Annotated in this window: 21 protein-coding genes; 13 read left to right on the top strand and 8 right to left on the bottom strand. The window is 60.6% G+C overall.

Going from position 1 to position 24080, the window contains the following annotated elements:
• Positions 1 to 57: 57 nt before the first annotated feature.
• Complete coding sequence (locus L6D82_RS00735; protein ID WP_236187856.1) at positions 58 to 2508, bottom strand: glycogen/starch/alpha-glucan phosphorylase; 2451 nt, start codon at positions 2506 to 2508, stop codon at positions 58 to 60.
• A gap of 258 nt (positions 2509 to 2766) precedes the next feature.
• Between L6D82_RS00735 and L6D82_RS00730 the strand changes: the two genes are divergently transcribed.
• Positions 2767 to 3204: a YkgJ family cysteine cluster protein gene (locus L6D82_RS00730; protein ID WP_007961740.1), complete on the top strand. Its 438-nt coding sequence runs from the start codon at positions 2767 to 2769 to the stop codon at positions 3202 to 3204.
• A 215-nt stretch (positions 3205 to 3419) separates the two neighbouring features.
• On the opposite strand, the gene typA is transcribed toward L6D82_RS00730, so the two are convergent.
• Complete coding sequence (gene typA / locus L6D82_RS00725) at positions 3420 to 5240, bottom strand: translational GTPase TypA (RefSeq protein WP_007952502.1); 1821 nt, start codon at positions 5238 to 5240, stop codon at positions 3420 to 3422.
• 139 nt (positions 5241 to 5379) lie between these two features.
• Complete coding sequence (gene thiI / locus L6D82_RS00720; protein ID WP_085746385.1) at positions 5380 to 6834, bottom strand: tRNA uracil 4-sulfurtransferase ThiI; 1455 nt, start codon at positions 6832 to 6834, stop codon at positions 5380 to 5382.
• A gap of 327 nt (positions 6835 to 7161) precedes the next feature.
• On the opposite strand from thiI, the gene glnA reads away from it, so the two are divergent.
• From glnA to ntrC, 6 genes are all read left to right on the top strand, one after another.
• Positions 7162 to 8568: a glutamate--ammonia ligase gene (gene glnA / locus L6D82_RS00715; protein ID WP_011332032.1), complete on the top strand. Its 1407-nt coding sequence runs from the start codon at positions 7162 to 7164 to the stop codon at positions 8566 to 8568.
• Between the two features lie 74 nt (positions 8569 to 8642).
• Positions 8643 to 9986 (top strand): toxin-antitoxin system YwqK family antitoxin, encoded by a 1344-nt coding sequence (locus L6D82_RS00710; RefSeq protein ID WP_236187854.1) that lies wholly within the window; start codon positions 8643 to 8645, stop codon positions 9984 to 9986.
• A 99-nt stretch (positions 9987 to 10085) separates the two neighbouring features.
• A complete protein-coding gene (locus tag L6D82_RS00705; RefSeq protein WP_236187853.1) occupies positions 10086 to 10592 on the top strand; it encodes a DUF4124 domain-containing protein in 507 nt (168 codons plus the stop codon).
• A complete protein-coding gene (locus L6D82_RS00700) occupies positions 10589 to 11212 on the top strand; it encodes a DUF4124 domain-containing protein (RefSeq protein ID WP_102687868.1) in 624 nt (207 codons plus the stop codon). The genes L6D82_RS00705 and L6D82_RS00700 overlap by 4 nt, the downstream gene beginning before the upstream one ends.
• Positions 11213 to 11442: 230 nt before the next feature.
• Positions 11443 to 12528: a nitrogen regulation protein NR(II) gene (gene glnL, locus L6D82_RS00695; protein WP_007952516.1), complete on the top strand. Its 1086-nt coding sequence runs from the start codon at positions 11443 to 11445 to the stop codon at positions 12526 to 12528.
• Positions 12525 to 13961, top strand: coding sequence for a nitrogen regulation protein NR(I) (gene ntrC, locus L6D82_RS00690; protein WP_007952518.1), 1437 nt, complete (start codon positions 12525 to 12527; stop codon positions 13959 to 13961). Before glnL ends, ntrC begins: the two co-directional genes overlap by 4 nt.
• Before the next feature lie 410 nt (positions 13962 to 14371).
• On the opposite strand, the gene L6D82_RS00685 is transcribed toward ntrC, so the two are convergent.
• Complete coding sequence (locus L6D82_RS00685; RefSeq protein WP_102717658.1) at positions 14372 to 14812, bottom strand: hypothetical protein; 441 nt, start codon at positions 14810 to 14812, stop codon at positions 14372 to 14374.
• On the opposite strand from L6D82_RS00685, the gene L6D82_RS00680 reads away from it, so the two are divergent.
• The gene (locus L6D82_RS00680) at positions 14811 to 15266 is read left to right on the top strand and encodes a tRNA (cytidine(34)-2'-O)-methyltransferase (protein ID WP_007952520.1); all 456 of its coding nucleotides are present in this window, start codon (positions 14811 to 14813) and stop codon (positions 15264 to 15266) included. The genes L6D82_RS00685 and L6D82_RS00680 overlap by 2 nt on opposite strands.
• 106 nt (positions 15267 to 15372) lie before the next feature.
• Here L6D82_RS00680 and secB read toward each other — a convergent pair whose 3' ends face one another.
• From secB to L6D82_RS00665, 3 genes are read right to left on the bottom strand one after another with little or no spacing between them, the layout of a single operon-like run.
• On the bottom strand, positions 15373 to 15858 hold the full coding sequence (gene secB / locus L6D82_RS00675; RefSeq protein WP_007952521.1) for a protein-export chaperone SecB: 486 nt from the start codon (positions 15856 to 15858) through the stop codon (positions 15373 to 15375).
• Positions 15859 to 15911: 53 nt separating this feature from the next.
• The gene (gene grxC, locus L6D82_RS00670) at positions 15912 to 16166 is read right to left on the bottom strand and encodes a glutaredoxin 3 (protein ID WP_007952522.1); all 255 of its coding nucleotides are present in this window, start codon (positions 16164 to 16166) and stop codon (positions 15912 to 15914) included.
• A 1-nt stretch (position 16167) separates the two neighbouring features.
• The gene (locus L6D82_RS00665; protein ID WP_007952524.1) at positions 16168 to 16581 is read right to left on the bottom strand and encodes a rhodanese-like domain-containing protein; all 414 of its coding nucleotides are present in this window, start codon (positions 16579 to 16581) and stop codon (positions 16168 to 16170) included.
• A gap of 152 nt (positions 16582 to 16733) precedes the next feature.
• Here L6D82_RS00665 and gpmI point away from each other — a divergent pair, with 152 nt between their 5' ends.
• From gpmI to L6D82_RS00640, 5 genes are all read left to right on the top strand, one after another.
• The gene (gene gpmI / locus L6D82_RS00660) at positions 16734 to 18260 is read left to right on the top strand and encodes a 2,3-bisphosphoglycerate-independent phosphoglycerate mutase (protein ID WP_085746380.1); all 1527 of its coding nucleotides are present in this window, start codon (positions 16734 to 16736) and stop codon (positions 18258 to 18260) included.
• 136 nt (positions 18261 to 18396) lie between these two features.
• Positions 18397 to 19701: a murein hydrolase activator EnvC family protein gene (locus L6D82_RS00655; protein ID WP_085746379.1), complete on the top strand. Its 1305-nt coding sequence runs from the start codon at positions 18397 to 18399 to the stop codon at positions 19699 to 19701.
• A gap of 31 nt (positions 19702 to 19732) precedes the next feature.
• Positions 19733 to 21052 (top strand): S41 family peptidase, encoded by a 1320-nt coding sequence (locus tag L6D82_RS00650; protein ID WP_085654441.1) that lies wholly within the window; start codon positions 19733 to 19735, stop codon positions 21050 to 21052.
• Positions 21053 to 21054: 2 nt separating this feature from the next.
• Entirely contained in the window at positions 21055 to 21831 is a 777-nt protein-coding gene (locus L6D82_RS00645) for a divergent polysaccharide deacetylase family protein (protein ID WP_085746378.1), read from the top strand.
• 111 nt (positions 21832 to 21942) lie between these two features.
• Positions 21943 to 23289, top strand: coding sequence for a Vps62-related protein (locus L6D82_RS00640; protein ID WP_236187852.1), 1347 nt, complete (start codon positions 21943 to 21945; stop codon positions 23287 to 23289).
• Here L6D82_RS00640 and L6D82_RS00635 read toward each other — a convergent pair.
• Entirely contained in the window at positions 23270 to 24025 is a 756-nt protein-coding gene (locus L6D82_RS00635; RefSeq protein ID WP_236187851.1) for a substrate-binding periplasmic protein, read from the bottom strand. The genes L6D82_RS00640 and L6D82_RS00635 overlap by 20 nt on opposite strands.
• Positions 24026 to 24080: the final 55 nt, after the last annotated feature.

Below are 24080 nucleotides of genomic sequence, written 5' to 3'. Positions count from 1 at the left end.
CAGTATATCGGCCCGGCCCAACAATCGTGGGGCCAGGCGCACATTTGTCGCTAAAAGTTACTCGAGTGCCTTCCAGATATCCGTGGCGTACTCGCGGATTGTCCGGTCGGACGAGAACCAGCCCATACGCGAGGTGTTCAGCACCGCCGAACGCCACCAGTTGTTGGCGTCGTGCCAATGCGCATCGACACGCATCTGCGCCTCCCAGTAGGAGTCGAAATCGGCGCAAACGAAGAACCGGTCGTAATCCACCAGCGAATCGATCAGCCCGGTGTAGCGCGACGTGTCGTCCGGCGAGAACACCCCGCTGCGGATCGCCTGCAACACATCGTTGAGGCGATGGGACGCGGCAATGTCCGGCACCGCGCTGAACTCGTGGTTCTGCTTGCGCGCTTCGACCTGCTGGGCGCTGAGACCGAAGATGAACATGTGCTCGGCGCCGATGTTTTCGCACATTTCCACGTTGGCGCCGTCGAGGGTGCCGATGGTCAGCGCGCCGTTCAGGCCAAACTTCATGTTGCTGGTGCCCGAGGCCTCGAAACCGGCGGTGGAGATCTGCTCCGACAGGTCCGCCGCCGGAATGATGCTTTCCGCCAGGCTGACGTTGTAGTTGGGCAGGAACACCACTTTGAGCAGGCCGCGCACGGTCGGGTCGTTGTTCACCACCCGGGCGATGTCGTTGGTCAGCTTGATGATCAGCTTGGCTTGGTGATAACTCGCCGCGGCTTTGCCGGCGAAGATTTTCACCCTCGGCACCCAGTCGATTTCCGGCTCGGCGCGGATCGCCTGATACAGCGCGACGGTGTGCATCAGGTTGAGCAGTTGGCGTTTGTATTCGTGGATCCGTTTGACCTGCACGTCGAACATCGCCGCCGGGTTGACCGCGATCCCCAGCCGTTCATGGATCAGGTAAGCGAGGGCTTTTTTGCTGTGCAGCCGCTGCTCGGCGAAGGCTTTGCGGAAGGTTGGTTTTTCGGCGAACGGCTCAAGATCGAGCAGACGCTGTTCGGGGTTATCCAGAACATCCGCGCCGAGGGAATCGACCAGCATCGACGTCAGTTCCGGGTTGGCCTGATACAGCCAGCGGCGGAAGGTGATGCCATTGGTCTTGTTGTTGATCCGCTCCGGATACAGCTTGTGCAGTTCGGCGAACACGGTTTTGCGCATCAGTTGCGTGTGCAGCCCGGACACGCCGTTGACGCTGTGGGAACCGAGGAATGCGAGGTTGCCCATGCGCACCCGTCGGCCGTTGTCTTCCTCGATCAGCGACACCGCGCGCAGCACGTCGAAATCGTGGATGCCCTTGGCCCGCAGCGAATCGATGTGCTGGGCGTTGATCAGATAAATGATCTGCATGTGCCGCGGCAGCATGCGTTCCATCAGCCCCACCGGCCAGGTTTCCAGCGCTTCGGGCAGCAGCGTGTGGTTGGTGTACGACAGCGTATCGACGGTGACTTGCCACGCCGCGTCCCAGGCCACGTCGTAGACATCGACCAGTTGGCGCATCAGTTCGGCGACAGCGATCGAGGGGTGGGTGTCGTTGAGCTGGATTGCCGCGTGATCGCCGAGGGTCAGCACCGAGGTGTGCATGTTGCGATGACGGCGCAGCAAATCCTGAAGCGACGCGGCGACGAAGAAGTATTCCTGACGCAGGCGCAGTTCCTGCCCGGCTTCGGTGCTGTCCGCCGGGTAGAGCACGCGGGAGATACTCTCGGCCCGGGCCACTTCGGCGACGGCGCCCAGGTGGTCACCGGCGTTGAAGCGCTCCAGATGCAGGTCCTCCATCGCCCGCGCCCGCCACAGGCGCAAGGTGTTGACGCTCGCCCCGCGCCAGCCGACCACCGGGGTGTCGTAGGCAATCGCCCGGACGGTTTCCGCCGGGTGCCAGACTTGCCGGGACTTGCCGCTGGCGTCGGTGACGGTCTCGACGCTGCCGCCAAAGCCGATCGGATAGACCACCTCTGGCCGCTCGAACTCCCAGGGGTTGCCGAAATCCAGCCAGTGCTCGGTCTGTTCCTGTTGCCAACCGTCGACAATCGCCTGACGGAACAACCCGTGCTCATAACGAATGCCGTAGCCGTGGCCAGCGATACCGAGGGTCGACATGCTTTCCATGAAGCACGCCGCCAATCGTCCGAGGCCACCGTTGCCCAGCGCCGCATCCGGCTCCAGGATGCGGATGCGCTCCAGATCGACGCCCAGCTCGGTCAAGGCTTCACGGGCGACGTCCAGCAAACCGAGGTTGCTCAGGCTGTCGTAGAGCAAACGGCCGATGAGAAATTCCAGCGAGAGGTAATACACCCGCTTCTGGCCTTTGCGGTAGATCTGCCGGGTATGGTCCATCCAGTGCTCGACCATGTGATCGCGCGCCGCCAGGGCGATGGCTTCGAACCAGTCATGGTCGAAGGCGTGATCCGGGTCTTTGCCCACCGCGTAGGTGAGTTTGGTCAGGACGGCGTCGCGGAATGCGGCCACCTCTGCTTCGCGAACTAGTGGTTCTTGAGTCATCGATAGGACCTCGAGCGAGCGGGGAGTTGTCAGAGCCTAGACGGTCTGACCGACGGTAAGGGCTCTGGTTCGGCAGTTTTTACCGAGAGTGTGAGATCGACCGGCAATACTCTGGCGAATGCCTCAATGAATGCAGGGGCCGTGCCGAATTGTCGGACGATGCGGGTGCATGAAGAAAAAATCTGGCGAAAGGTTGTTCAAAAATCCACCAGTCCCGGTATGATCGCGCGCCCTGATGCACACGCCTGGTAACCACCGATGATGAAGCCCAACCTGATCGCCGCAGCCGAGATCGACCGTCTCGATACCTGGGCCAAATATTCGGCCCCGATGTGCGGCTCGTGCGTTTCCAGCTGCTGCACGCTGCCGGTCGAGGTCAAGATCAAGGATCTGGTGCGCATCGGTGTGGTCGACGAGTTCGAACTGGGCGACCCGCCGAAGAACATCGCCAAGCGTCTGCAAAAGGAAGGTCTGGTCGAGCGCTTCAATCAGAAGTCGGGGATCTTCACGCTCCAGCGCATGAGCAACAACGATTGCTACTACCTGGATCGTAAGAGCCGCCTGTGCACCATTTATGACAAGCGCCCTGACACCTGCCGCAACCACCCGAAGATCGGCCCGCGCCCGGGGTACTGCGCGTACAAGCCGAAGGAAGTGGAGCGGGTGCAGAATTCGCGGTCGATCGAGAAGTTCTGATCTGCCCTGAGATGTTCGGCGGCTGATCGGCCGCCTTCGCTGGCAAGCCAGCTCCCACAAAGGTTACTGGTGATCAAGTAACTTGTGTTCCCCCCAAAACCCTGTGGGAGCTGGCTTGCCAGCGATGGGGCCCGCACAAACACCGCATAAATCCCGGACAAACAAAAACGCCCCCGGTCTCTCGACCGGGGGCGTTTTTTCAAGCCTGGGCTAAATTACGCCTTGGCTTTCTTGGCAGCGCGGGTACGCTCGCTTTCGTCCAGGATCTTCTTGCGAAGACGGATGGACTTAGGCGTAACTTCGCACAGCTCGTCTTCCTGGATGTATTCCAGAGCCTGTTCCAGGGTGAAGCGAACAGGTGGGACCAGAGCGATGGTTTCGTCTTTACCCGAAGCACGCATGTTGTCGAGCTTCTTGCCTTTGGTCGGGTTCACACCCAGGTCGTTGTCGCGGGAGTTCTGACCAACGATCTGACCGTTGTAGATCTCCTGGCCGTGTTCTACGAACAGCTTGCCACGAGCCTGCAGGGTTTCCAGGGAGTAGGTCAGCGCCTTGCCGGTTTCAACCGAAACCAGAACGCCGTTCTGACGGCCGGACATGTGGCCCGACTTCACTGGAGCGTAACGGTCGAAGATCGAGGTCAGGATGCCAGCACCGTTGGTCAGGGTCAGGAACTGGTTACGGAAACCGATCAGACCGCGAGCAGGGATGTTGTATTCCAGACGAACACGGCCCTTGCCATCCGGCACCATGTTGCTCAGGTCGCCTTTACGCAGACCCATTTCTTCCATGACCTTGCCCTGGGATTCTTCAGGGATGTCGATGGTTACGTTTTCGAACGGTTCCTGCTTCACGCCGTCAACTTCACGGATGATCACTTCAGGACGGCCCAGGGCCAGCTCGAAGCCTTCGCGACGCATGGTTTCGATCAGTACCGAGAGGTGCAGCTCACCACGGCCGGATACCTTGAACTTGTCAGCCGAGTCGCCTTCTTCAACGCGCAGTGCAACGTTGTACAGCAGCTCTTTGTCCAGACGATCCTTGATGTTACGGGAGGTCACGAACTTGCCTTCTTTACCGCAGAATGGCGAGTCGTTTACCTGGAAGGTCATGGAAACGGTTGGCTCGTCAACGGTCAGAGGCTTCATCGCCTCGACGTTGTTGATGTCGCACAGGGTGTCGGAGATGAACAGCTCGTCGAAACCGCTGATGCAGACGATGTCGCCGGCTGCTGCTTCTTCAACGTCAACGCGGTGCAGACCGTGGTGACCCATCAGCTTCAGGATACGACCGTTGCGGCGCTTGCCGTCGGCGCTGATAGCAACAACCGGAGTGTTCGGCTTGACGCGACCACGAGCGATACGGCCAACACCGATAACACCCAGGAAGCTGTTGTAGTCCAGAGCGGAGATCTGCATCTGGAACGGACCGTCACGGTCAACAGCCGGAGGCGGAACGTGGTCGACTACCGCCTGGTACAGCGCGGTCATGTCTTCGCCCATGGCGGTGTGGTCCAGACCGGCGATGCCGTTCAGGGCCGAAGCGTAAACAACCTGGAAGTCCAGTTGTTCTTCGGTAGCGCCCAGGTTGTCGAACAGATCGAAGATCTGGTCCAGAACCCAGTCAGGACGCGCGCCCGGACGGTCAACCTTGTTGATGACCACGATTGGACGCAGGCCGGCTTCGAAAGCCTTCTTGGTCACGAAACGGGTTTGCGGCATAGGGCCGTCCTGGGCGTCGACCAGCAGCAGCACGGAGTCAACCATGGACATTACGCGCTCGACTTCGCCGCCGAAGTCGGCGTGGCCCGGGGTGTCCACGATGTTGATGTGGTAGCCGTTCCAGTTGATGGCGGTGTTTTTCGCCAGAATGGTAATGCCGCGCTCTTTTTCCTGGTCGTTGGAGTCCATCACGCGCTCGTCGTTGAGCTCGTTGCGCTCCAGGGTGCCGGATTGACGCAGGAGTTTGTCTACCAGGGTGGTCTTACCATGGTCAACGTGGGCAATGATGGCGATGTTGCGTAGATTTTCGATCACTTGTGTATCTCGATCAGAGGATTCGGTTTGCTGACAAGTCTTGGCAGCGATTGACAGTAGTGTCCGGCATGGCCGTTACAGCTTGACGGCGGTGTCGGGGGGCCGGTGACGCAGGCCACAGGCAAACAGCCCCGGGCACTTAGCTCGGTCGATAAACGCGCACATTGGCATGCCCCTCACTGAGCAAATGGTGGGCATGCAGGCGACTCATCACGCCTTTGTCGCAATACAGCAGGTACTGGCGAGTAGGGTCCAGTTCCTTGAAACGAGCGTTCACTGCGTAGAACGGCATCGTCTGTACCTCTATGCCGGCGAGTTCCAGCGGGTCATCCTCGGCGGCATCCGGGTGGCGGATGTCGATGACGATCTGACCGGCCAGCGCTTCGCTGACTTCTTCGATCTGCAAATCCTGGCCCAATTCGTCGATCACCCGATCGATCGGCACCAGTCTGGCGTTTGCGAGCGCACGCTCGAGCACCGCCATGTCGAATTCCTGCTCTTCGTGCTCGACCCGGCCACGCTTGGCGGCGGTCTTCGGGTTGACCGAGATGACGCCGCAGTATTCCGGCATGTGCCGGGCGAAATCACCGGTACCGATCTGGTCGGCCGTGTCGATGATGTCCTGCTTGTGGGCGACGATCAGCGGTCGCAGCACCAGCTTGTCGGTGACGCAATCGATGACCGACAGGTTCGGCAGCGTCTGGCTCGACACCTGGGAAATCGCTTCACCGGTGACCAGCGCATCGATGTGCAGGCGTTCGGCAATGTTCGACGCCGCGCGCAACATCATACGCTTCAATACGACGCCCATATGACTGTCGTCGACCTTGCCGAGAATTTCGCCCAAGACTTCTTCGAACGGAACACTGACAAATAGCACGCGTTGCGAGCTGCCGTACTTCTTCCAGATGAAATGCGCGACTTCCATTACGCCCAATTCGTGGGCACGACCGCCCAGGTTGAAGAAGCAGAAGTGCGTCATCAGACCCCGACGAAGGATCTGGTACGCGGCAACCGTCGAGTCAAAACCGCCGGACATCAATACCAGCGTCTGCTCCAGCGCACCGAGCGGGTAGCCGCCGATGCCATTGTGCTGGCTGTGGATCACGAACAACCGTTTGTCGCGAACTTCGATGCGGACTTCGATTTCCGGCTGTTTCAGGTCGATTCCGGCAGCGCCGCACTCACGGCGCAGCTTGCTGCCGACGTATTTTTCGACGTCCATCGAGCTGAACGCATGCTTGCCCGCACGCTTGCAGCGCACCGAAAAAATCTTCCCGGCCAGCGCATCGCCGTAGTGCTGCTTGCACTTCTCGGTGATGTCGTCGAAGTCGCCCAGCGGATACTCGTCGATCTGCAGAAAATGCGCGATGCCCGGCATGCAGGTCAGGCGTTCGCCCATCTCTTTCAGGGCCTTGGGGTCGGTGACGCGGGTTTCCAGCTCGAGATTGTCCCACACACCGTTCACCACCACGGCCGGGTCCAGGTCGCGGAGCACGGTGCGGATGTTCTTGGCCAGCTGGCGGATGAATTTCGTCCGGACAGGTCGGCTTTTGATGGTGATCTCGGGGAAGACTTTTACGATTAGTTTCATGAAAACAGCGCGCGCAGGGCCAGCCGAAAAAGGGGGGCGCGGATTATAGCGGAAATTGCTCAAGGTTTAACCAGTTAATGTGCAGAAGGTTTTGCGCGCACCAAAACGGGTCATTTTTCGATTTGAGCGCTACATTAAAGGGCGAGATTTTCGCCTTTAAGGCGCTTTCGACCTTTAGAAGCGTGAATTTGGGGCAAAAAACCCATGCTGGGGCACTGGCATGCAATTTGCTCCCTTGTGAGGCAGGTTGCCTTGGCAGAGTATTCGCGCCGGCATCACCACTATTAAGGGCATCCACTACCCGCCCTAATTCACCCGGAGGACACTATGTCGAAGTCGGTTCAACTCATCAAAGATCATGACGTCAAGTGGATTGATCTGCGCTTCACGGACACCAAAGGCACTCAGCACCACGTGACCATGCCGGCTCGCGATGCGCTGGAAGACGACTTCTTCGAAGTTGGCAAGATGTTCGACGGTTCCTCCATCGCTGGCTGGAAAGGCATCGAAGCCTCCGACATGATCCTGCTGCCGGACGACGAAACCGCCGTACTGGACCCGTTCACCGAAGAGCCGACCCTGATCCTGGTCTGCGACATCATCGAACCTTCGACCATGCAAGGTTACGATCGCGACCCGCGCGCCATCGCCCGCCGCGCCGAGGAATACCTGAAGACCACCGGTATCGGTGACACCGTATTCGCCGGTCCGGAGCCTGAGTTCTTCATCTTCGACGAAGTGAAGTTCAAGTCCGACATCTCCGGTTCGATGTTCAAGATCTACTCCGAACAAGGCTCGTGGATGTCCGACCAGGACGTGGAAGGCGGCAACAAAGGCCACCGTCCAGGCGTGAAAGGTGGCTACTTCCCGGTTCCGCCGTTCGACCACGACCACGAAATCCGTACCTCCATGTGCAACGCACTGGAAGAAATGGGCCTGACCGTTGAAGTTCACCACCACGAAGTGGCAACTGCCGGCCAGAACGAAATCGGCGTCAAGTTCAACACCCTGGTGAAGAAAGCCGACGAAACCCAGACCCTGAAATACGTTGTACACAACGTTGCCGACGCCTACGGCCGTACCGCGACCTTCATGCCGAAGCCGCTGTACGGCGACAACGGTTCGGGCATGCACGTTCACATGTCCATCTCCAAAGATGGCAAGAACACCTTCGCGGGTGAAGGCTATGCCGGCCTGTCCGACACCGCCCTGTACTTCATCGGCGGCATCATCAAGCACGGTAAGGCCCTGAACGGCTTCACCAACCCGGCCACCAACTCCTACAAGCGTCTGGTGCCAGGCTTCGAAGCCCCGGTAATGCTGGCCTACTCGGCTCGCAACCGTTCCGCCTCGATCCGTATTCCTTACGTCAACAGCCCTAAAGGCCGTCGTATCGAAGCCCGTTTCCCGGATCCGGCTGCCAACCCGTACCTGGCTTTCGCAGCACTGCTGATGGCCGGTCTGGACGGTATCCAGAACAAGATCCACCCAGGCGACGCAGCTGACAAAAACCTGTACGACCTGCCGCCTGAAGAGGCGAAAGAGATCCCGCAAGTTTGCGGCAGCCTGAAAGAAGCCCTGGAAGAGCTGGACAAGGGCCGCGCGTTCCTGACCAAGGGCGGCGTGTTCTCCGACGACTTCATCGACGCTTACATCGCGCTGAAATCCGAAGAAGAAATCAAGGTCCGCACCTTCGTACACCCACTGGAATATGAGCTGTACTACAGCTGCTGATCCGGTAGCGCCGCGCTACGCGGCGTGACAAAAAGAGGCCTCCTTCGGGAGGCCTTTTTTGTGCCCGCTCATCCGTGGATAATCCGCCGCTTTCGCGCCATGACCGGCGCCTTGACGAAGGGATTCGCATGAAGTGGTTACGGGCTATCGCCCTGATGGCAGGCCTCACCTGCTCGACAGTCGGCGCAGCCGAGTTCTATGAAAACAAGCCGCTGGCTCACCCGCTGATCCAGGGCTTGCAGGAGAGCTCGATGACTCTGGCGTTCATCAAGGAAACGAACGGCGTCAAAGGCTATTACTGCCGTTGCGACACGCCGGGCGAACGTCCGCAATTGCTTGATGACTTCGGCCAGGCGAGCATCGAGTCGGTTTTTCTCATGTCGCTCGACAGTGAAGATCCGACCCGCTTCGTGCTTTTTCGGCAAAACGACCGCTACAAAATCTACGCCTACAAATACAACGCCAACGACCACCTCTACAGCCGCGTCACGCGATTGCAGCCGGCGCTGGACCGCATCGCCGAAGGTCGCAAACACCTCGACGCCCTGACCATCAAGAAGGCTCTGAGCCAAATCACCCCGCTCAACTACAGCCTCTTCCTTGAAGCGTCCGGCATACCGGAATTCGACCAACTCGATTTCAGCCAAGGAAAACTGGTGAGCTTTTACGGCCAGTACTACGACCCACTGAGCGACCCGACGCCAGATGACGAACCTTACTTCTTCAAGAAGACCTATCAGGAAAAATACGGCCGGTTCCTTACCGTTACTTTCTGGCGATGGCTCGACGAGACGCTCATCGAGGGCAAGCGCACGCTCTACAACTATCGGGTGAGGCGTATTGCCTGGGAAACCGAACCGGCTAAATTCACCGGCAGCGAAGACGGCCAATCGGTGTCTTATGATTCCGGCTCGCTCTCGGCCCAAGGTGCCTACAAGCAGGGTGTGCGGATCGGCCCGTGGTCTTCTTCCAAAGACGAGAAATATTCGGAGTCCGGCAATTTCGTAGAGGGCAAACGAGAGGGCCAGTGGACGCTGTACCAGGATGGGCAAACGCTGGAGGGCGAATTCCACAATGATTTGCGCGAGGGTCGTTGGCAGCTTCTCAACCACGACGACATGGAATGGGTCGCCACCGGATTCCAGACCTATGCCCACGGCCAACTCAACGGCCTCAGCGAATTGACTGTCCGTGGCACTACCGAGCGCGGTGAATATCGCGATGACAAACGCCAAGGCCTTTGGGTGACCAGGCTCGACAATGGCCACATCCTCAACGTCAACTTTGTTGACGACGTAAAGGAAGGCGAGTTGCGCGAAGTCGACACCAAGGGTGCGCCGGTCCTGATCGAGCACTACAAGGCAGGCGTCCTGTCCGGCGCCCGCGAGAATGCCGTTACGCCTGGCGCCGCACAATAAATCCTGAACGGTTTGTGTGAGCGGATATTGTCCCGATTGGGCTTACCGCCGCCCCTGGCCTATGCTGCAAGCCAATCTCATTGTTGATCGGTCGAATCCATGGGTCGTGGTTTTTTCTTCCTGCTGCTGATCGCCCTGCCCGCCGCCGCGCAGATCTACAAGTACACCGACGCCAGCGGCAACACGGTGTACAGCGATCACGCGCCGGACGGCGTGCAGGCGCAGTCGGTGGAGTTGCCGCCGCTCAACAGCGTCCAGCCGCAGGCACCGAGTGCGCCCTCTTCAGACACGCCCAGTCGCGAGCCTGCGCGCAATGCCTATGAAGTGCTCGAGCTGACCGGCCTGCCTACCGAAGAAGCCCTGCGCGCCAACAACGGCAGGTTCACGGTCAGCGTACTGATCAAGCCGCGCCTGCAACCGCCGCATCAATTGCGTCTGCTGCTGGACGACGCGCCTTATGGCCAGCCGAGCAACGTGCCGATCCTGCAACTGGTAAACGTTGACCGGGGCGAGCATCGGCTGGCGGTGCAGGTGATCAATGGCGAGGCGATCATTCAGCAGAGTCCTGCGGTGGTGTTCACCGTGCAGCGGGTGCACAAGCCATGACGCGGGGATTGATTGCCCTGTGCCTGTTTCTGATGGCGTTTGGCGCATCGGCCGAGGTGTTCACTTACATCGACGCCCAGGGCAATCGTGTCTATACGGACCAACCGCACGGCAACGCCAAGCGTGTGCCGCTGGCCACCAGCAATCGCATGGCCTCGAATCCGACCGCCGCTGCACCGGTCACACCGTCGAAGCAATCAGCAGAGCCGTCACTGTTCCACTACGACATGCTGCGCGTGCTGATCCCCGAGCCGGACGCAACCATTCGCAGCAGCGCCGGTGAGCTGATCGTCAGCGTCACCAGCGAACCGGGCCTGCAAAGAGGTCACCTGTATCGCCTGCTGCTGGATGGCCAGGCCGTCGGCGAACCCGGCCTGAGTCCGGTGTTCCCGCTGAGCAATATCGATCGCGGCAGCCACAACCTGTCGGTGGAGATCCTCGATGCCCAGGGCCGAACCGTGGAGAAAACCGCCAACCAGCCATTCCACATGCAGCGCATTTCCCTGGCACAGAAACGTCAGGTCAAACCCTGCGTCAGCGCCGACTACGGCGTGCGCCCGGAATGCCCATTGAAAGACAAACCCGCCGAACCGAAAAATCCTTTCCTGCGTTTCTTCTGACGTCGTTCAGCTTTGCGCACTATATTGGTGCAATACGCTGCACCGTACTCACATTCCAACCCATTTTGGTTCGAAAGTACCCGCCAGAGCGGTTCGACTGCCACGCAAACGAGCGTCAAACGCCCGTTTCAGGGGTTGAACGCTTCTTTTCGGAGCCTTGGTTTGGTTTTTGCATTTTCCTCGCATCAGCGCTGTATCCCTGCGCGCGCCATGCTCCAAAAGAGGTCCTCATGACCATCAGTGACGCACTGCATCGCTTGCTACTCGACAACCTGACCACCGCCACCATCCTGCTCGACAGCGAATTGCGCCTCGAGTACATGAACCCGGCGGCGGAGATGTTGCTGGCCATCAGCGGCCAGCGCAGCCATGGGCAGTTCATCAGCGAGCTGTTCACCGAGTCCACCGAGGCGCTCAATTCGTTGCGCCAGGCGGTGGAGCAGGCGCACCCGTTCACCAAGCGCGAAGCGATGCTCACTGCCCTCACCGGCCAGACCCTGACCGTGGATTACGCGGTGACGCCAATCCTCAGCAACGGCGCGACCCTGCTGCTGCTGGAAGTCCATCCCCGTGACCGCCTTTTGCGGATCACCAAGGAAGAGGCCCAGTTGTCGAAGCAGGAAACCAGCAAGATGCTGGTACGAGGCCTGGCCCACGAGATCAAGAACCCGCTCGGCGGCATCCGCGGTGCCGCGCAACTGCTGGCCCGGGAACTGCCGGAAGACAGCCTGCGCGACTACACCAACGTGATCATCGAAGAGGCCGACCGCCTGCGCAATCTGGTCGACCGCATGCTCGGCTCGAACAAACTGCCGTCGCTGGCCCTGTGCAATGTCCACGAAGTGCTGGAGCGCGTCTGCCAATTGGTCGAAGCCGAAAGCCAGGGCTGCATCACGCTGGTGCGCGATTACGACCCGAGCATCCCCGACGTCCTGATCGACCGCGAACAAATGATTCAGGCGGTGCTGAATATCGTCCGCAACGCGATGCAGGCCATCAGCAGCCAGAACGAGCTGCGCCTGGGCCGCATCAGCTTGCGCACCCGCGCCATGCGCCAGTTCACCATCGGCCACGTCCGCCATCGTCTGGTGACCAAGATCGAGATCATCGACAACGGCCCGGGCATTCCGGCGGAACTCCAGGAAACCATCTTCTTTCCCATGGTCAGCGGCCGTCCGGACGGTACCGGGCTGGGCCTGGCCATCACCCAGAACATCATCAGCCAGCACCAGGGCCTGATCGAGTGTGACAGCCATCCAGGCCACACCACGTTCTCGATCTTTCTGCCACTGGAACAAGGAGCCACATCGACATGAGCCGTAGTGAAACCGTGTGGATCGTCGATGACGACCGTTCTATCCGTTGGGTTCTGGAAAAAGCCCTGCAACAGGAAGGCATGACCACCCAGAGCTTCGACAGCGCCGATGGTGTGATGAGCCGCCTCGCGCGCCAGCAGCCGGACGTGATCATCTCCGACATCCGCATGCCCGGCGCCAGCGGCCTGGACCTGCTGGCGCGGATCCGCGAGCAGCACCCGCGGCTGCCGGTGATCATCATGACCGCTCACTCCGATCTGGATAGCGCTGTCGCCTCCTATCAAGGCGGCGCGTTCGAGTATCTGCCCAAGCCGTTCGACGTTGACGAAGCCGTGTCGCTGGTCAAGCGCGCCAATCAGCACGCCCAGGAACAACAAGGCCTGGAAGTCGCACCGACCCTGACCCGGACCCCGGAAATCATCGGCGAAGCGCCGGCGATGCAGGAAGTGTTTCGCGCCATCGGGCGCTTGAGCCACTCCAACATCACCGTGCTGATCAACGGCGAATCCGGCACCGGTAAAGAACTGGTGGCCCACGCCCTGCACCGCCACAGCCCGCGCGCGGCCTCGCCGTTCATCGCGCTGAACATGGCGGCGATTCCGAAAGACTTGATGGAATCCGAGCTGTTCGGCCACGAGAAAGGCGCCTTCACCGGCGCGGCCAACCTGCGTCGCGGCCGTTTCGAACAGGCCGACGGCGGCACGCTGTTCCTCGATGAGATCGGGGACATGCCGGCGGACACCCAGACCCGACTGCTGCGGGTACTGGCCGATGGCGAGTTCTATCGTGTTGGCGGGCATGTGCCGGTCAAGGTCGATGTGCGGATCATCGCCGCAACGCACCAGAATCTGGAAACCCTGGTTCACGCCGGGAAATTCCGTGAGGACTTGTTCCATCGCCTCAACGTGATCCGCATCCATATTCCGCGCCTGTCGGACCGTCGCGAAGACATCCCGACCCTGGCCAAGCACTTCCTCAGCCGCGCTGCGCAAGAACTGGCGGTGGAGCCGAAGCTGCTGAAAAGCGAGACCGAGGAATACCTGAAGAACCTGCCGTGGCCAGGCAACGTGCGCCAGCTGGAAAACACCTGCCGCTGGATCACCGTGATGGCGTCCGGGCGCGAGGTGCACATCAGCGATCTGCCGCCGGAACTGCTGAGCCTGCCGCAGGACTCGGCGCCAGTCACCAACTGGGAACAGGCGCTGCGTCAGTGGGCCGATCAGGCCCTGGCGCGCGGTCAGTCGAGCCTGCTCGACAGCGCGGTACCGGCGTTCGAGCGGATCATGATCGAGACAGCACTGAAGCACACTGCCGGGCGTCGTCGTGACGCTGCGGTGCTGCTGGGCTGGGGCCGCAACACCTTGACCCGCAAGATCAAGGAACTCGGCATGAAAGTCGATGGCGGGGATGACGATGAGGGCGATGAAGGCTGAGATTCAGCGCCAGCCTGCACCGCCGCAAGGCACCGTGACCCTTAATCGGGCACAGCCACTGGCTCAGGCTTGCACTGTAAACCGCTGAAAATCCCATCCTGTGAAAAGACGAAGGCCCCGTATTACGGGGCCTTCGTCGTTGTGCCGGGCTTTTTTGTTTCAAAACGCGAAAACCTGGCACGCCCCCTGCAATAACTCCTACAGGTGATTCGATTCACCCACCCTTTCGGGGGCCTTGGTACAGGCAGGCCGGGGATTCCCCTCTTTACACAGGACTCGATGAGTCCACCCTTTTGGGGCCCTTGATACAGGCAGGTCAGGGGTTCCTTCTTTACACCGGCTCAGAACGCGATGCGATGAGCCCGCCCGTTTCGGGAACCTTGGTACAGGCAGGCCGGGGATTCCCTCTTTTATTGCTCCCGGAGATGGATCTCCAGCCGCCAGCGGTCATCGACCGCCTGGCCGGCCCAGTCGCCCTGCAGCGGCCGCGCCGCCACCAGCGTCAGCAACAACCCCCCGTCACTCAACCGCGTCCGCCAGTTCACGTCCTTGCCGTTGAACTTGAGCTGACCTTTCTGCGCCTTGCCTTCGGCCTCGAACAGCAACGCGAGGCTGCCATCGACGATCTCGCCGTGCAGCTTCGGCTCGTTGTTGAACCAGACCGCAAGACCGCCATCGATCACCTCGACCTGCTGCAAGACGGTCGGGTCAGGCGTGGTCAAACGACCGATCATCATCCCGACCATCACACCGACGATCGCCAGCGATGCCATCACCCGCGGGAATAGTTTCGAACGCGGATCCGCTTGCGGCGTAGAATGCGCGTCATCTTTACCTTCGGAGCCGTGCATGTTTCACGTCATCCTTTTTCAACCGGAAATTCCGCCGAACACCGGCAACGTTATCAGGCTGTGCGCCAACAGCGGCTGCCACCTGCATTTGATCGAACCGCTGGGCTTCGAGATGGACGACAAGCGCCTGCGCCGCGCCGGTCTCGACTACCACGAGTATGCCACTTTGCAGCGCCATGCCGACCTCGCCAGCTGCCTGGAAAGCCTCGGTCATCCACGGCTGTTCGCCTTCACCACCAAGGGTTCGCGGCCGTTTCACGATGCCGCGTTCGTCCCGGGCGATGCGTTCATCTTCGGCCCGGAAAGCCGTGGCCTGCCGCCGGAAGTGCTCGACGCCCTGCCCGGCGAACAGCGCCTGCGCCTGCCGATGCGCGAAGGCTGCCGCAGCCTGAACCTGTCCAACACCGTGGCAGTGGCCGTGTACGAAGCGTGGCGGCAGAACGACTTCAAATAACACCGCCCAAGAAGACACCGCTGATCGTTCCCACGCTCTGCGTGGGAACGATCAGCCAAGAAAAAAGCGCCTGTAACGGCGCTTTTTTCGTTGTTGCATCGACCGCTTACTGAACAGTCGGGGTTTCGCCGGATTCCTGCATGCGCTGCAGCTCTTGCGCGTACAGGGCGTCGAAGTTCACCGGGGCCAGCATCAGGGCCGGGAACGAACCGCGGGTCACCAGGCTGTCCAGGGTTTCGCGAGCGTACGGGAACAGGATGTTCGGGCAGAACGCACCCAGGGTGTGGCTCATCGAACCCGCGTCCAGGTTCTTGATCAGGAAGATGCCAGCCTGCTGCACTTCAGCGATGAAGGCAACTTCTTCACCGTTTTTCACGGTCACGGACAGGGTCAGCACGACTTCGTAGAAATCACCTTCCAGGGCTTTCTGGCGGGTGTTCAGATCCAGAGCGACCGCCGGATCCCACTGCTGGCGGAAGATCGCCGGGCTTTTCGGGGCTTCGAAGGACAGGTCGCGTACGTAGATGCGCTGCAAGGAGAATTGCGGTGCGGTTTCTTCTTCGCTGGCTGCAGTGTTCTGTTGGTCAGTCATCTCAGATCCTTTCTGATCTTGGGTCTTTTAGGGTTCTTTACGTGTGCAGCAGGTCAGGCCTTGAGCAGCGCGTCGAGCTTGCCGGCGCGCTCCAGGGCATACAAATCATCACATCCGCCGACATGGGTGTCGCCGATCCAGATCTGCGGCACGGACGTGCGTCCGGCCTTCTGGGCCATGGCGGCGCGCACCTGCGGCTTGCCATCGACCTTGATCTCTTCGAAGGCCACGCCTTTGTTCGCGAGCAGGTACTTGGCGCGCGAGCAGTAAGGGCAGTAATCGCTGGAGTAGACGATGACGTCGCTCATGTCACTTCACCAACGGCAGGTTGTCGCCTTTCCAGCTGGAAATCCCGCCGGACAGCTTGGCGGCGGTGAAGCCGGCCTTCATCAGTTCGCGGGCGTGGGTGCCGGCGGTCTGGCCCAGGGCGTCGACCAGAATGATGGTCTTGGCCTTGTGTTTTTCCAGCTCGCCAATGCGGGCAGCCAGTTTGTCCTGGGGAATGTTCACCGCGCCAACGATGTGACCGGCGGCGTAGTCCTTGCTCGGACGGATGTCCACCACCACGCCGGCTTCCTTGTTGACCAGTGCGGTCAGCTCGCCCGTGCTCAGGCTTTTACCGCCGCCCTGCACCGTATGCGCCAGCAGCAAAGCCAGCAGTACGACGAAGATACCGACAAGAATGTAGTGGTTAGTGGCAAATTCAATCAGGTGAGCAACCATCGAAGGAGGTTCCAGGGCGTTAAAATGTCGGCCAGTATACACAGCCACTATGGTCGGCCAAACCCCGTCCGGCGGTGACGCCGCCGGAACTTCGCTTTAAACTCCAACTCCCTTTTCCATCGCCCTCTTCTTATTAGCCACGAGTGGATTCCATGACTACCACGCCTAAACCTTTGGTCCTGATGATTCTCGACGGCTTCGGTCACAGCGACAGCCCCGAATCCAACGCCGTCTATGCGGCCAAAAAGCCTGTGCTGGATCGCCTGTGGGCCACCGTGCCGAACGGCTTGATCTCGGGCAGCGGCATGGACGTCGGTCTGCCGGACGGCCAGATGGGCAACTCCGAAGTCGGCCACATGAACCTGGGCGCCGGGCGCGTGGTGTATCAGGACTTCACGCGTGTGACCAAAGCGATCCGCGACGGTGAGTTCTTCGAGAACCCGACCATCTGCGCCGCCGTGGACAAGGCCGTGGCCGCCGGCAAGGCCGTGCATTTCATGGGCCTGCTCTCGGATGGCGGCGTTCACAGCCATCAGGATCACCTGATCGCGATGGCCGAACTGGCCTTCAAGCGCGGCGCCGAAAAAATCTACCTGCACGCCTTCCTCGATGGCCGTGACACCCCGCCGAAAAGCGCCGCTTCGTCGATCGAACTGCTCGACGCGACCTTCCAGGCGCTCGGCAAGGGCCGCATCGCCAGCCTGATCGGCCGCTACTACGCCATGGATCGCGACAACCGTTGGGATCGCGTGTCCCAGGCATACAACCTGATCGTTGATGGCAATGGCGAATTCAACGCTGCCACCGCCCAGGAAGGTCTGGAAGCCGCTTACGCCCGTGGCGAGAGCGACGAATTCGTCAAAGCCACCAGCATCGGTGAGCCGGTGAAGGTCGAAGACGGCGACGCCGTGGTGTTCATGAACTTCCGCGCCGACCGCGCCCGCGAGCTGAGCCGCGTGTTTGTCGAAGACGGTTTCAAGGAATTCGAGCGCGCGCGCCAGCCGCAAGTGCAGTACGTGGGCCTGACCCAATATGCCGCCAGCATCCCGGCCCCCGCCGCCTTTGCCCCGGGCAGCCTGGAAAACGTGCTCGGCGACTATCTGGCGAAAAACGGCAAGACCCAGCTGCGCATCGCCGAAACCGAGAAATACGCCCACGTGACCTTCTTCTTCTCCGGCGGTCGTGAAGAGCCGTTCCCGGGCGAAGAGCGCATCCTGATCCCGTCGCCGAAAGTCGCCACCTATGACTTGCAGCCGGAAATGAGCGCGCCGGAAGTCACCGACCGCATCGTCGAGGCCATCGAGAACCAGCGCTACGACGTGATCGTGGTCAACTACGCCAACGGCGACATGGTCGGCCATAGCGGCGTGTTCGAAGCCGCGGTGAAAGCCGTGGAGTGCCTGGACACCTGCGTGGGTCGCATCGTCGAAGCACTGGAAAAAGTCGGCGGCGAAGCGCTGATCACCGCCGACCACGGCAACGTCGAGCAGATGGCCGACGAATCCACCGGGCAAGCGCACACCGCGCACACCACCGAGCCGGTGCCGTTCATCTATGTCGGCAAGCGTGACCTGAAAGTCCGCGAAGGCGGCGTGCTGGCGGACGTGGCGCCGACCATGCTGAAACTGCTGGGTCTGGAAAAACCGGCGGAAATGACTGGCACTTCGATTCTGGTCTGATATCAAAAACGCCCTGTAATCAGCCTGAAACGGCTTTTTATGACGAACGCCTCAAAGCAGTTGGCTTTGAGGCGTTTTTTTTGCCGCGTCGGGCGGGCATACTAGGCCGTCCCTTACCCTGGTGCCGCCCGCCTCTATGCTTCGCGTCCTGATCGCCCTCGCTCTGACATGCCTGCTCCAACCGGCCTTCGCGGATGAGCGCGCGCAAACCCAACAGCAACTGGACGCCACGCGCCAGGACATCGCCGAGCTGAAAAAACTGCTGGGCAAGCTCCAGGAAGAAAAATCCGGCGTGCAAAAGGAGCTCAAGGGCACCGAAACCGAGATGGGCAAGCTCGAGAAACAGGTCGAAGCCCTGCAGAAAGAGCTGAAGAAGAGCGAGTCCGAGCTGCAGCGGCTCGATGCGGAGAAAAAAAAACTCCAGAGCGCGCGCACTGAACAGCAGCGACTGATCGCCATCCAGGCCCGCGCCGCCTACCAGAACGGTCGCCAGGAATACCTCAAGCTGCTGCTCAACCAGCAGAATCCCGAGAAATTCGCCCGCACCCTCACCTATTACGACTACCTGAGCCAGGCTCGCCTGGAGCAGCTTAAAAGCTTCAACGAAACCCTGCGCCAACTGGCCAACGTCGAAAAAGACATCGGCGTGCAGCAGGCGCAGTTGCTGGCGCAGCAAAGCGATCTCGACACTCAGCGCGAAGCGCTCGACAAGGTCCGCAAGGAGCGCCAGCAGGCCCTTGCCAAACTCAATGACGACGTGAAAGCCCGGGACCAGAAACTGGCCGCCCGCGAGCAGGATCAGGCAGACCTGTCTAAAGTCCTTAAAACCATTGAAGAAACCCTGGCCCGCCAGGCTCGTGAGGCAGAAGAAGCGCGGCAGAAAGCGCTCATCGCCCAGCAGGAAGCCGAAAAAAAGCGCTTGCGTGAGGCCCAGGCCCGCGCCGATGCGGACTCGGACACCAGCGACGCCCCGCGAAAACAAGCCAGACCCACACCTGGCGCGCTGGTTTCCAGCAGCGGCGAGACCTTCGGTGGCCCTTTTGCGTCAAGTCGGGGAAAACTTCCATGGCCGGTTGATGGTCGACTGCTGGCACGCTTCGGTGAAACCCGTGGCGACGATGCCCGCACCAAGTGGGACGGCGTGATGATCAGCGCCTCCGCCGGCAGCCAGGTGCACGCCGTACACGGCGGGCGCGTGGTGTTTGCCGACTGGCTGCGCGGTGCCGGGCTGCTGGTGATCCTTGATCACGGCAACGGTTTTCTGAGTCTTTACGGTCACAACCAGACGCTGCTCAAGTCGGCGGGTGACGTGGTAAAAGCCGGTGAGTCCATTTCCACTGTGGGTAATAGTGGCGGTCAGGACACACCAGCGCTGTATTTCGCAATTCGTCAGCAGGGTCACCCGAGTGATCCGGCGCAATGGTGCCGCGCGCAAGGATAAGCGCGCCGCCTAATTCAGGAGTTCGTTCGACATGCTGCATTTGTCCCGCCTTACCTCGCTGGCCCTGACGATCGCCCTGGTGATCGGCGCGCCTCTGGCGTTTGCCGCTCAACCGGCCCCGGCTGTCGCTCCGGCAGGCACTGCCGCCACCAGCAAGGCGCCGTTGCCGCTGGAAGAGCTGCGCACCTTTGCCGAGGTCATGGACCGGATCAAGGCGGCCTACGTCGAGCCGGTGGACGACAAGACCCTGCTGGAAAACGCGATCAAGGGCATGCTCAGCAACCTCGATCCGCACTCCGCCTACCTCGGCCCTGAAGACTTTGCCGAGTTGCAGGAAAGCACCAGCGGCGAGTTCGGCGGCCTGGGCATCGAAGTCGGCGCCGAAGACGGCTTCATCAAGGTCGTGTCGCCGATCGACGATACGCCAGCATCGAAGGCCGGCATCCAGGCCGGCGACTTCATCGTCAAGATCAACGGCGCGCCGACCCGCGGCCAGACCATGACCGAAGCCGTGGACAAGATGCGCGGCAAGATCGGCCAGAAGATCACCCTGACCCTGGTCCGCGACGGCGGTACGCCGTTCGATGTAACCCTGGCTCGCGCCGTGATCCAGGTGAAGAGCGTCAAGGCGCAACTGCTGGAATCGGGCTACGGCCTGATCCGCATCACCCAGTTCCAGGTCAAGACCGGCGAAGAGGTCTCCAAAGCCCTGGCCAAGCTGCGCAAGGACAACGGCAAGAAGCTCAACGGCATCATCCTTGACCTGCGCAACAACCCGGGCGGCGTGTTGCAGGCAGCGGTCGAAGTGGTCGACCACTTCATCACCAAAGGCCTGATCGTCTACACCAAGGGCCGGATCGCCAATTCCGAACTGCGCTTCTCCGCCACCGGCAAGGACGAAAGCGAAGCGGTGCCGATGGTCGTGCTGATCAACGGTGGCAGTGCCTCGGCCTCGGAAATCGTCGCCGGCGCCCTGCAGGACCAGAAACGCGCCGTGGTCATGGGCACCACCAGTTTCGGCAAGGGCTCGGTGCAGACCGTGCTGCCGCTGAACAACGACCGCGCGCTGAAGATCACCACTGCGCTGTACTTCACGCCGAACGGCCGCTCGATCCAGGCCCAGGGCATTGTTCCGGACATCGAAGTACGCAAGGCCAAGATCACCAACGAAGCGGACGGCGACTACTTCAAGGAAGCCGACCTGCAAGGTCACCTGGGCAACGGCAACGGCGGCGCGGACAAACCGACCGGTTCCGGCGGCAAGGCCAAGGCGATGCCGCAGGATGACGATTACCAGCTGGCCCAGGCCCTGAGCCTGCTCAAAGGCCTGAGCATCACGTCCGGCCGTTGAGGATGTCTTTGCGTTTCGTCTTTGTCCTGCTGTGCTGCCTGGCGGGTGCTGCTCACGCAGAACCTGCCAGACCCACACCTCAAAAAGCCTACCTGACGCTGATCATCGACGACCTGGGGCAGAACCTGCCCCGGGATCGTCGCGTGCTGGCCCTCCCCGGGCCGGTGACCACAGCGATCATGCCCGACACCCCGCACGCCACCGAATTCGCCCGCGAAGCCCATCGCGCCGGCAAGGTCGTGATCCTGCACATGCCGATGGATCCGGCCACCGGCCCGTTCGCCTGGCATCCCGAACTGCCCATCGAAGAACTCGAAAAACGCCTGAACGCCGCGTTCAGAATGGTCCCCTACACCGCTGGCATCAACAACCACATGGGCAGCCGCATGACTGCGCAGCCGGTGGCCATGGCGTGGTTGATGGGCGAGTTGCAGCGTCGCCACAAGTTCTTCGTCGACAGCCGCACCAGCGCCCAGACCGTCGCTGCGCAACAGGCACAGAAGATTGATCTGGCGAGTGTTTCGCGGGATGTGTTTCTCGATGACGAGCGCACAGAAGCGGCGATCCTGACTCAATTGCAGACAGCGATCAGTCTGGCGCACAAACAGGGTTCGGCCGTGATGATCGGCCACCCTTATCCGCAGACACTGGCGGTGCTGGAGCGCGAACTACCCAAATTGAAGGCTCAGGGCATCGAGTGGATCGACATCAAGCAGATGATCAGTGTGCGCAGCAATCGCGCTACAGCCGCTCACGGCCACAACGGCATTTACCGGTAGCACCCCGCCATACCCGATAAATAGTTACCGCCCGTCCCCTTGGCCAATTCCGGATATTGAGACCTGCAACAGGTCGCGACCACGAGTCGCCTTTCACTATCAGGAATGACCATGAACAGCGAAAACAGTGAAACCACGGCCGACAGGCCAATGGATTCGATCCAGGTCGATAACCTGCTGATCAACTTCACCACCGAATTCCAGCGGATCTGGAACTGCAATGGCTCGGGCTCGACACCCTGCGCGCTCTGGCGTCCGGTGCCATCCCCCGACTCGCTGCCTGGCTTTTACCCCCTCGGGGACGTCGCCATCTCCGGCAACGGCAATATCAATGGCAGCAAGATCGTGGCCGTTGTCCGCGAAGGCCCAGCCGCAAACGGCGAAACCGCGCAAACAAATGCACTCAGTCCACCGGATGATTTCGAAGAAATCTGGAGCGATGCAACCTCGACGCCGGCGGGGGGGACGCTATGGCGGCCGATCGCGCCTGAGGGGTATGTGGCACTGGGAACGGTGTGCTCCATCAACCACGAAAAGCCTTTACTGAGCTCGGTACGTTGCGTGCGCGAAGATCTGGTAATTGAGGCCAGTGTCGCCGAGTTGATCTGGAATGATCGGGGAGATCGTTCCCGCCAGTATTTCAGCGCCTGGAGCATCGCGCCTCCGGTTGCCGATGCAGGTGCGATCAACTTCACAGCAGGCACGTTCATCGCTTCCGGCAACCCTGACAGCCCCGAGAATGAAGCCGAAGCCTATTCATTGCGAATGCAGATTACGGTACAGAGCAATCCAGCGCCTGAACTTCCGGAACTGTCAGGATTCGAAGCGCCGGAACCGCTCGAGCCCTCGCAACCGACCCACACTGCCAGGCTGCCCTGGTTTGCGGTGGAAGACCACGGTCAGCCATCACTGAAGAGATTCCGCCAATCGCCCTACTATTACCTGCAAAGGACTGACCGGTATGTGCTCATCGGCTCCAGCCATAACACGACTGACAAGAGCAGCCTGTTTCACTGGACGTTGCCTCGTGTTCTGAGCCGCCGCGATCTGCGGCTTTTCAACCGCATCAGTGCAATACAGATTCCGGGGGTTTGGCCAGCGAGCGACTCAACGGTTGAACGGTCTATAAGGTTCTCGGCAAGGCTGGGCGAAGCCTTCACCCACACCGAAACCTCGAGCATCGGATGGACCACGCCGGACATCGTGGCGGTCGCCGCCAACGTGACGAAACACAAGATGATGGCGCTGTATCAACTGCAGAGTAACTACGATCTCTGGCGGGACAACCGAACGGAAACCGCCATCAACTTCAGGTACTCCGACAGAAACAGCCTGCACTGGCTCGAATACCCGCCAGAAGTCGCGAGTGACGCCATGGTGCCACTCCCGTCAGTGCCGGAACAGCCGGAATCTCCCGAGTTACCAGAGTCGCCAGAAACTACAGATACCGCCCCATGATCTCGTCGACCACGCCGTCCTTGCGCATCTGTTCGAGCGCCGCCTGAAGCTTGGCAACGGCTTCGTCCGGCACGTCCTTGTTCAGCGCCAGATACAGTTCGGCGCTGTTGAAACGCAGTACGGTTTTCAGGCCGGTCACGCCATCCTGCCGCGCCAGATAACGCCCGGCAGGATCGCCGGTGGCCCAGAGGTCGATCTGGCCGCTGACGAGTTTTTTGGCGTTGTCCTGATCACGCAGCACCACCACCGGCTTCAAACCCTGCTTGGTCAGAGTCTCGGCAATCGCATCGCCCTTGTAGGCGCCGATCTTGTATTTGCGCGCGTCATTGAGGGTTTCGAGGGTGATCTTGCTGTCGGCCCTGGCCAGCATGACCCAGTCGTCCGGGCCGATCGGGCCGACCCACTTGAAGAGCTTTTCGCGATCCGGCAGGCGTGCCATGACGAACGCACCGTAGCCGGGATTCTCCAGCGCCAGCTTGTAGACCCGCTCCCATGGGAAACGCAGGGTCAGGCTGTAAGTGATGCCGGCACGCTTGAACATCTCGCGCACGATGTCCGTGGCGATGCCGTTGATGTTTTCATCCTGAGCGAAATTCTTGCCGTTCTTCGCCATGTTGTACGGCGGGAAGTTTTCGGTGAGGAGCACCAGATCGGTGTCGGGACTTTCCTCGGCGTGGCCGGTGTTGATCAACAACAAGGAGGCACTGGCGAGGGCGAGAAGCAGGCGTTTGATCATGTCGGGCTACCGAAATCCATGGCGTGCCCAAGAGTGCCTTGGGTACGCCATGCTG

This window comes from Pseudomonas paraglycinae (genome assembly GCF_021601625.1).
Taxonomy (GTDB): Bacteria; Pseudomonadota; Gammaproteobacteria; order Pseudomonadales; family Pseudomonadaceae; genus Aquipseudomonas; species Aquipseudomonas paraglycinae.
The sequence above is the reverse complement of the archived record's forward strand: the minus strand, read 5'-3'. Positions and strand labels throughout refer to the sequence as shown.

Excerpts from the sequence above, each read along its gene's own strand:
- L6D82_RS00735 (WP_236187856.1), bottom strand. The coding sequence starts at position 2,508 with ATGACTCAAGAACCACTAGTTCGCGAAGCAGAGGTGGCCGCATTCCGC.
- L6D82_RS00730 (WP_007961740.1), top strand. The coding sequence starts at position 2,767 with ATGATGAAGCCCAACCTGATCGCCGCAGCCGAGATCGACCGTCTCGAT.
- thiI (WP_085746385.1), bottom strand. The coding sequence starts at position 6,834 with ATGAAACTAATCGTAAAAGTCTTCCCCGAGATCACCATCAAAAGCCGA.
- glnA (WP_011332032.1), top strand. The coding sequence starts at position 7,162 with ATGTCGAAGTCGGTTCAACTCATCAAAGATCATGACGTCAAGTGGATT.
- L6D82_RS00705 (WP_236187853.1), top strand. The coding sequence starts at position 10,086 with ATGGGTCGTGGTTTTTTCTTCCTGCTGCTGATCGCCCTGCCCGCCGCC.
- L6D82_RS00700 (WP_102687868.1), top strand. The coding sequence starts at position 10,589 with ATGACGCGGGGATTGATTGCCCTGTGCCTGTTTCTGATGGCGTTTGGC.
- glnL (WP_007952516.1), top strand. The coding sequence starts at position 11,443 with ATGACCATCAGTGACGCACTGCATCGCTTGCTACTCGACAACCTGACC.
- ntrC (WP_007952518.1), top strand. The coding sequence starts at position 12,525 with ATGAGCCGTAGTGAAACCGTGTGGATCGTCGATGACGACCGTTCTATC.
- L6D82_RS00680 (WP_007952520.1), top strand. The coding sequence starts at position 14,811 with ATGTTTCACGTCATCCTTTTTCAACCGGAAATTCCGCCGAACACCGGC.
- L6D82_RS00685 (WP_102717658.1), bottom strand. The coding sequence starts at position 14,812 with ATGCACGGCTCCGAAGGTAAAGATGACGCGCATTCTACGCCGCAAGCG.
- secB (WP_007952521.1), bottom strand. The coding sequence starts at position 15,858 with ATGACTGACCAACAGAACACTGCAGCCAGCGAAGAAGAAACCGCACCG.
- grxC (WP_007952522.1), bottom strand. The coding sequence starts at position 16,166 with ATGAGCGACGTCATCGTCTACTCCAGCGATTACTGCCCTTACTGCTCG.
- L6D82_RS00665 (WP_007952524.1), bottom strand. The coding sequence starts at position 16,581 with ATGGTTGCTCACCTGATTGAATTTGCCACTAACCACTACATTCTTGTC.
- gpmI (WP_085746380.1), top strand. The coding sequence starts at position 16,734 with ATGACTACCACGCCTAAACCTTTGGTCCTGATGATTCTCGACGGCTTC.
- L6D82_RS00655 (WP_085746379.1), top strand. The coding sequence starts at position 18,397 with ATGCTTCGCGTCCTGATCGCCCTCGCTCTGACATGCCTGCTCCAACCG.
- L6D82_RS00650 (WP_085654441.1), top strand. The coding sequence starts at position 19,733 with ATGCTGCATTTGTCCCGCCTTACCTCGCTGGCCCTGACGATCGCCCTG.
- L6D82_RS00645 (WP_085746378.1), top strand. The coding sequence starts at position 21,055 with ATGTCTTTGCGTTTCGTCTTTGTCCTGCTGTGCTGCCTGGCGGGTGCT.
- L6D82_RS00640 (WP_236187852.1), top strand. The coding sequence starts at position 21,943 with ATGAACAGCGAAAACAGTGAAACCACGGCCGACAGGCCAATGGATTCG.
- L6D82_RS00635 (WP_236187851.1), bottom strand. The coding sequence starts at position 24,025 with ATGATCAAACGCCTGCTTCTCGCCCTCGCCAGTGCCTCCTTGTTGTTG.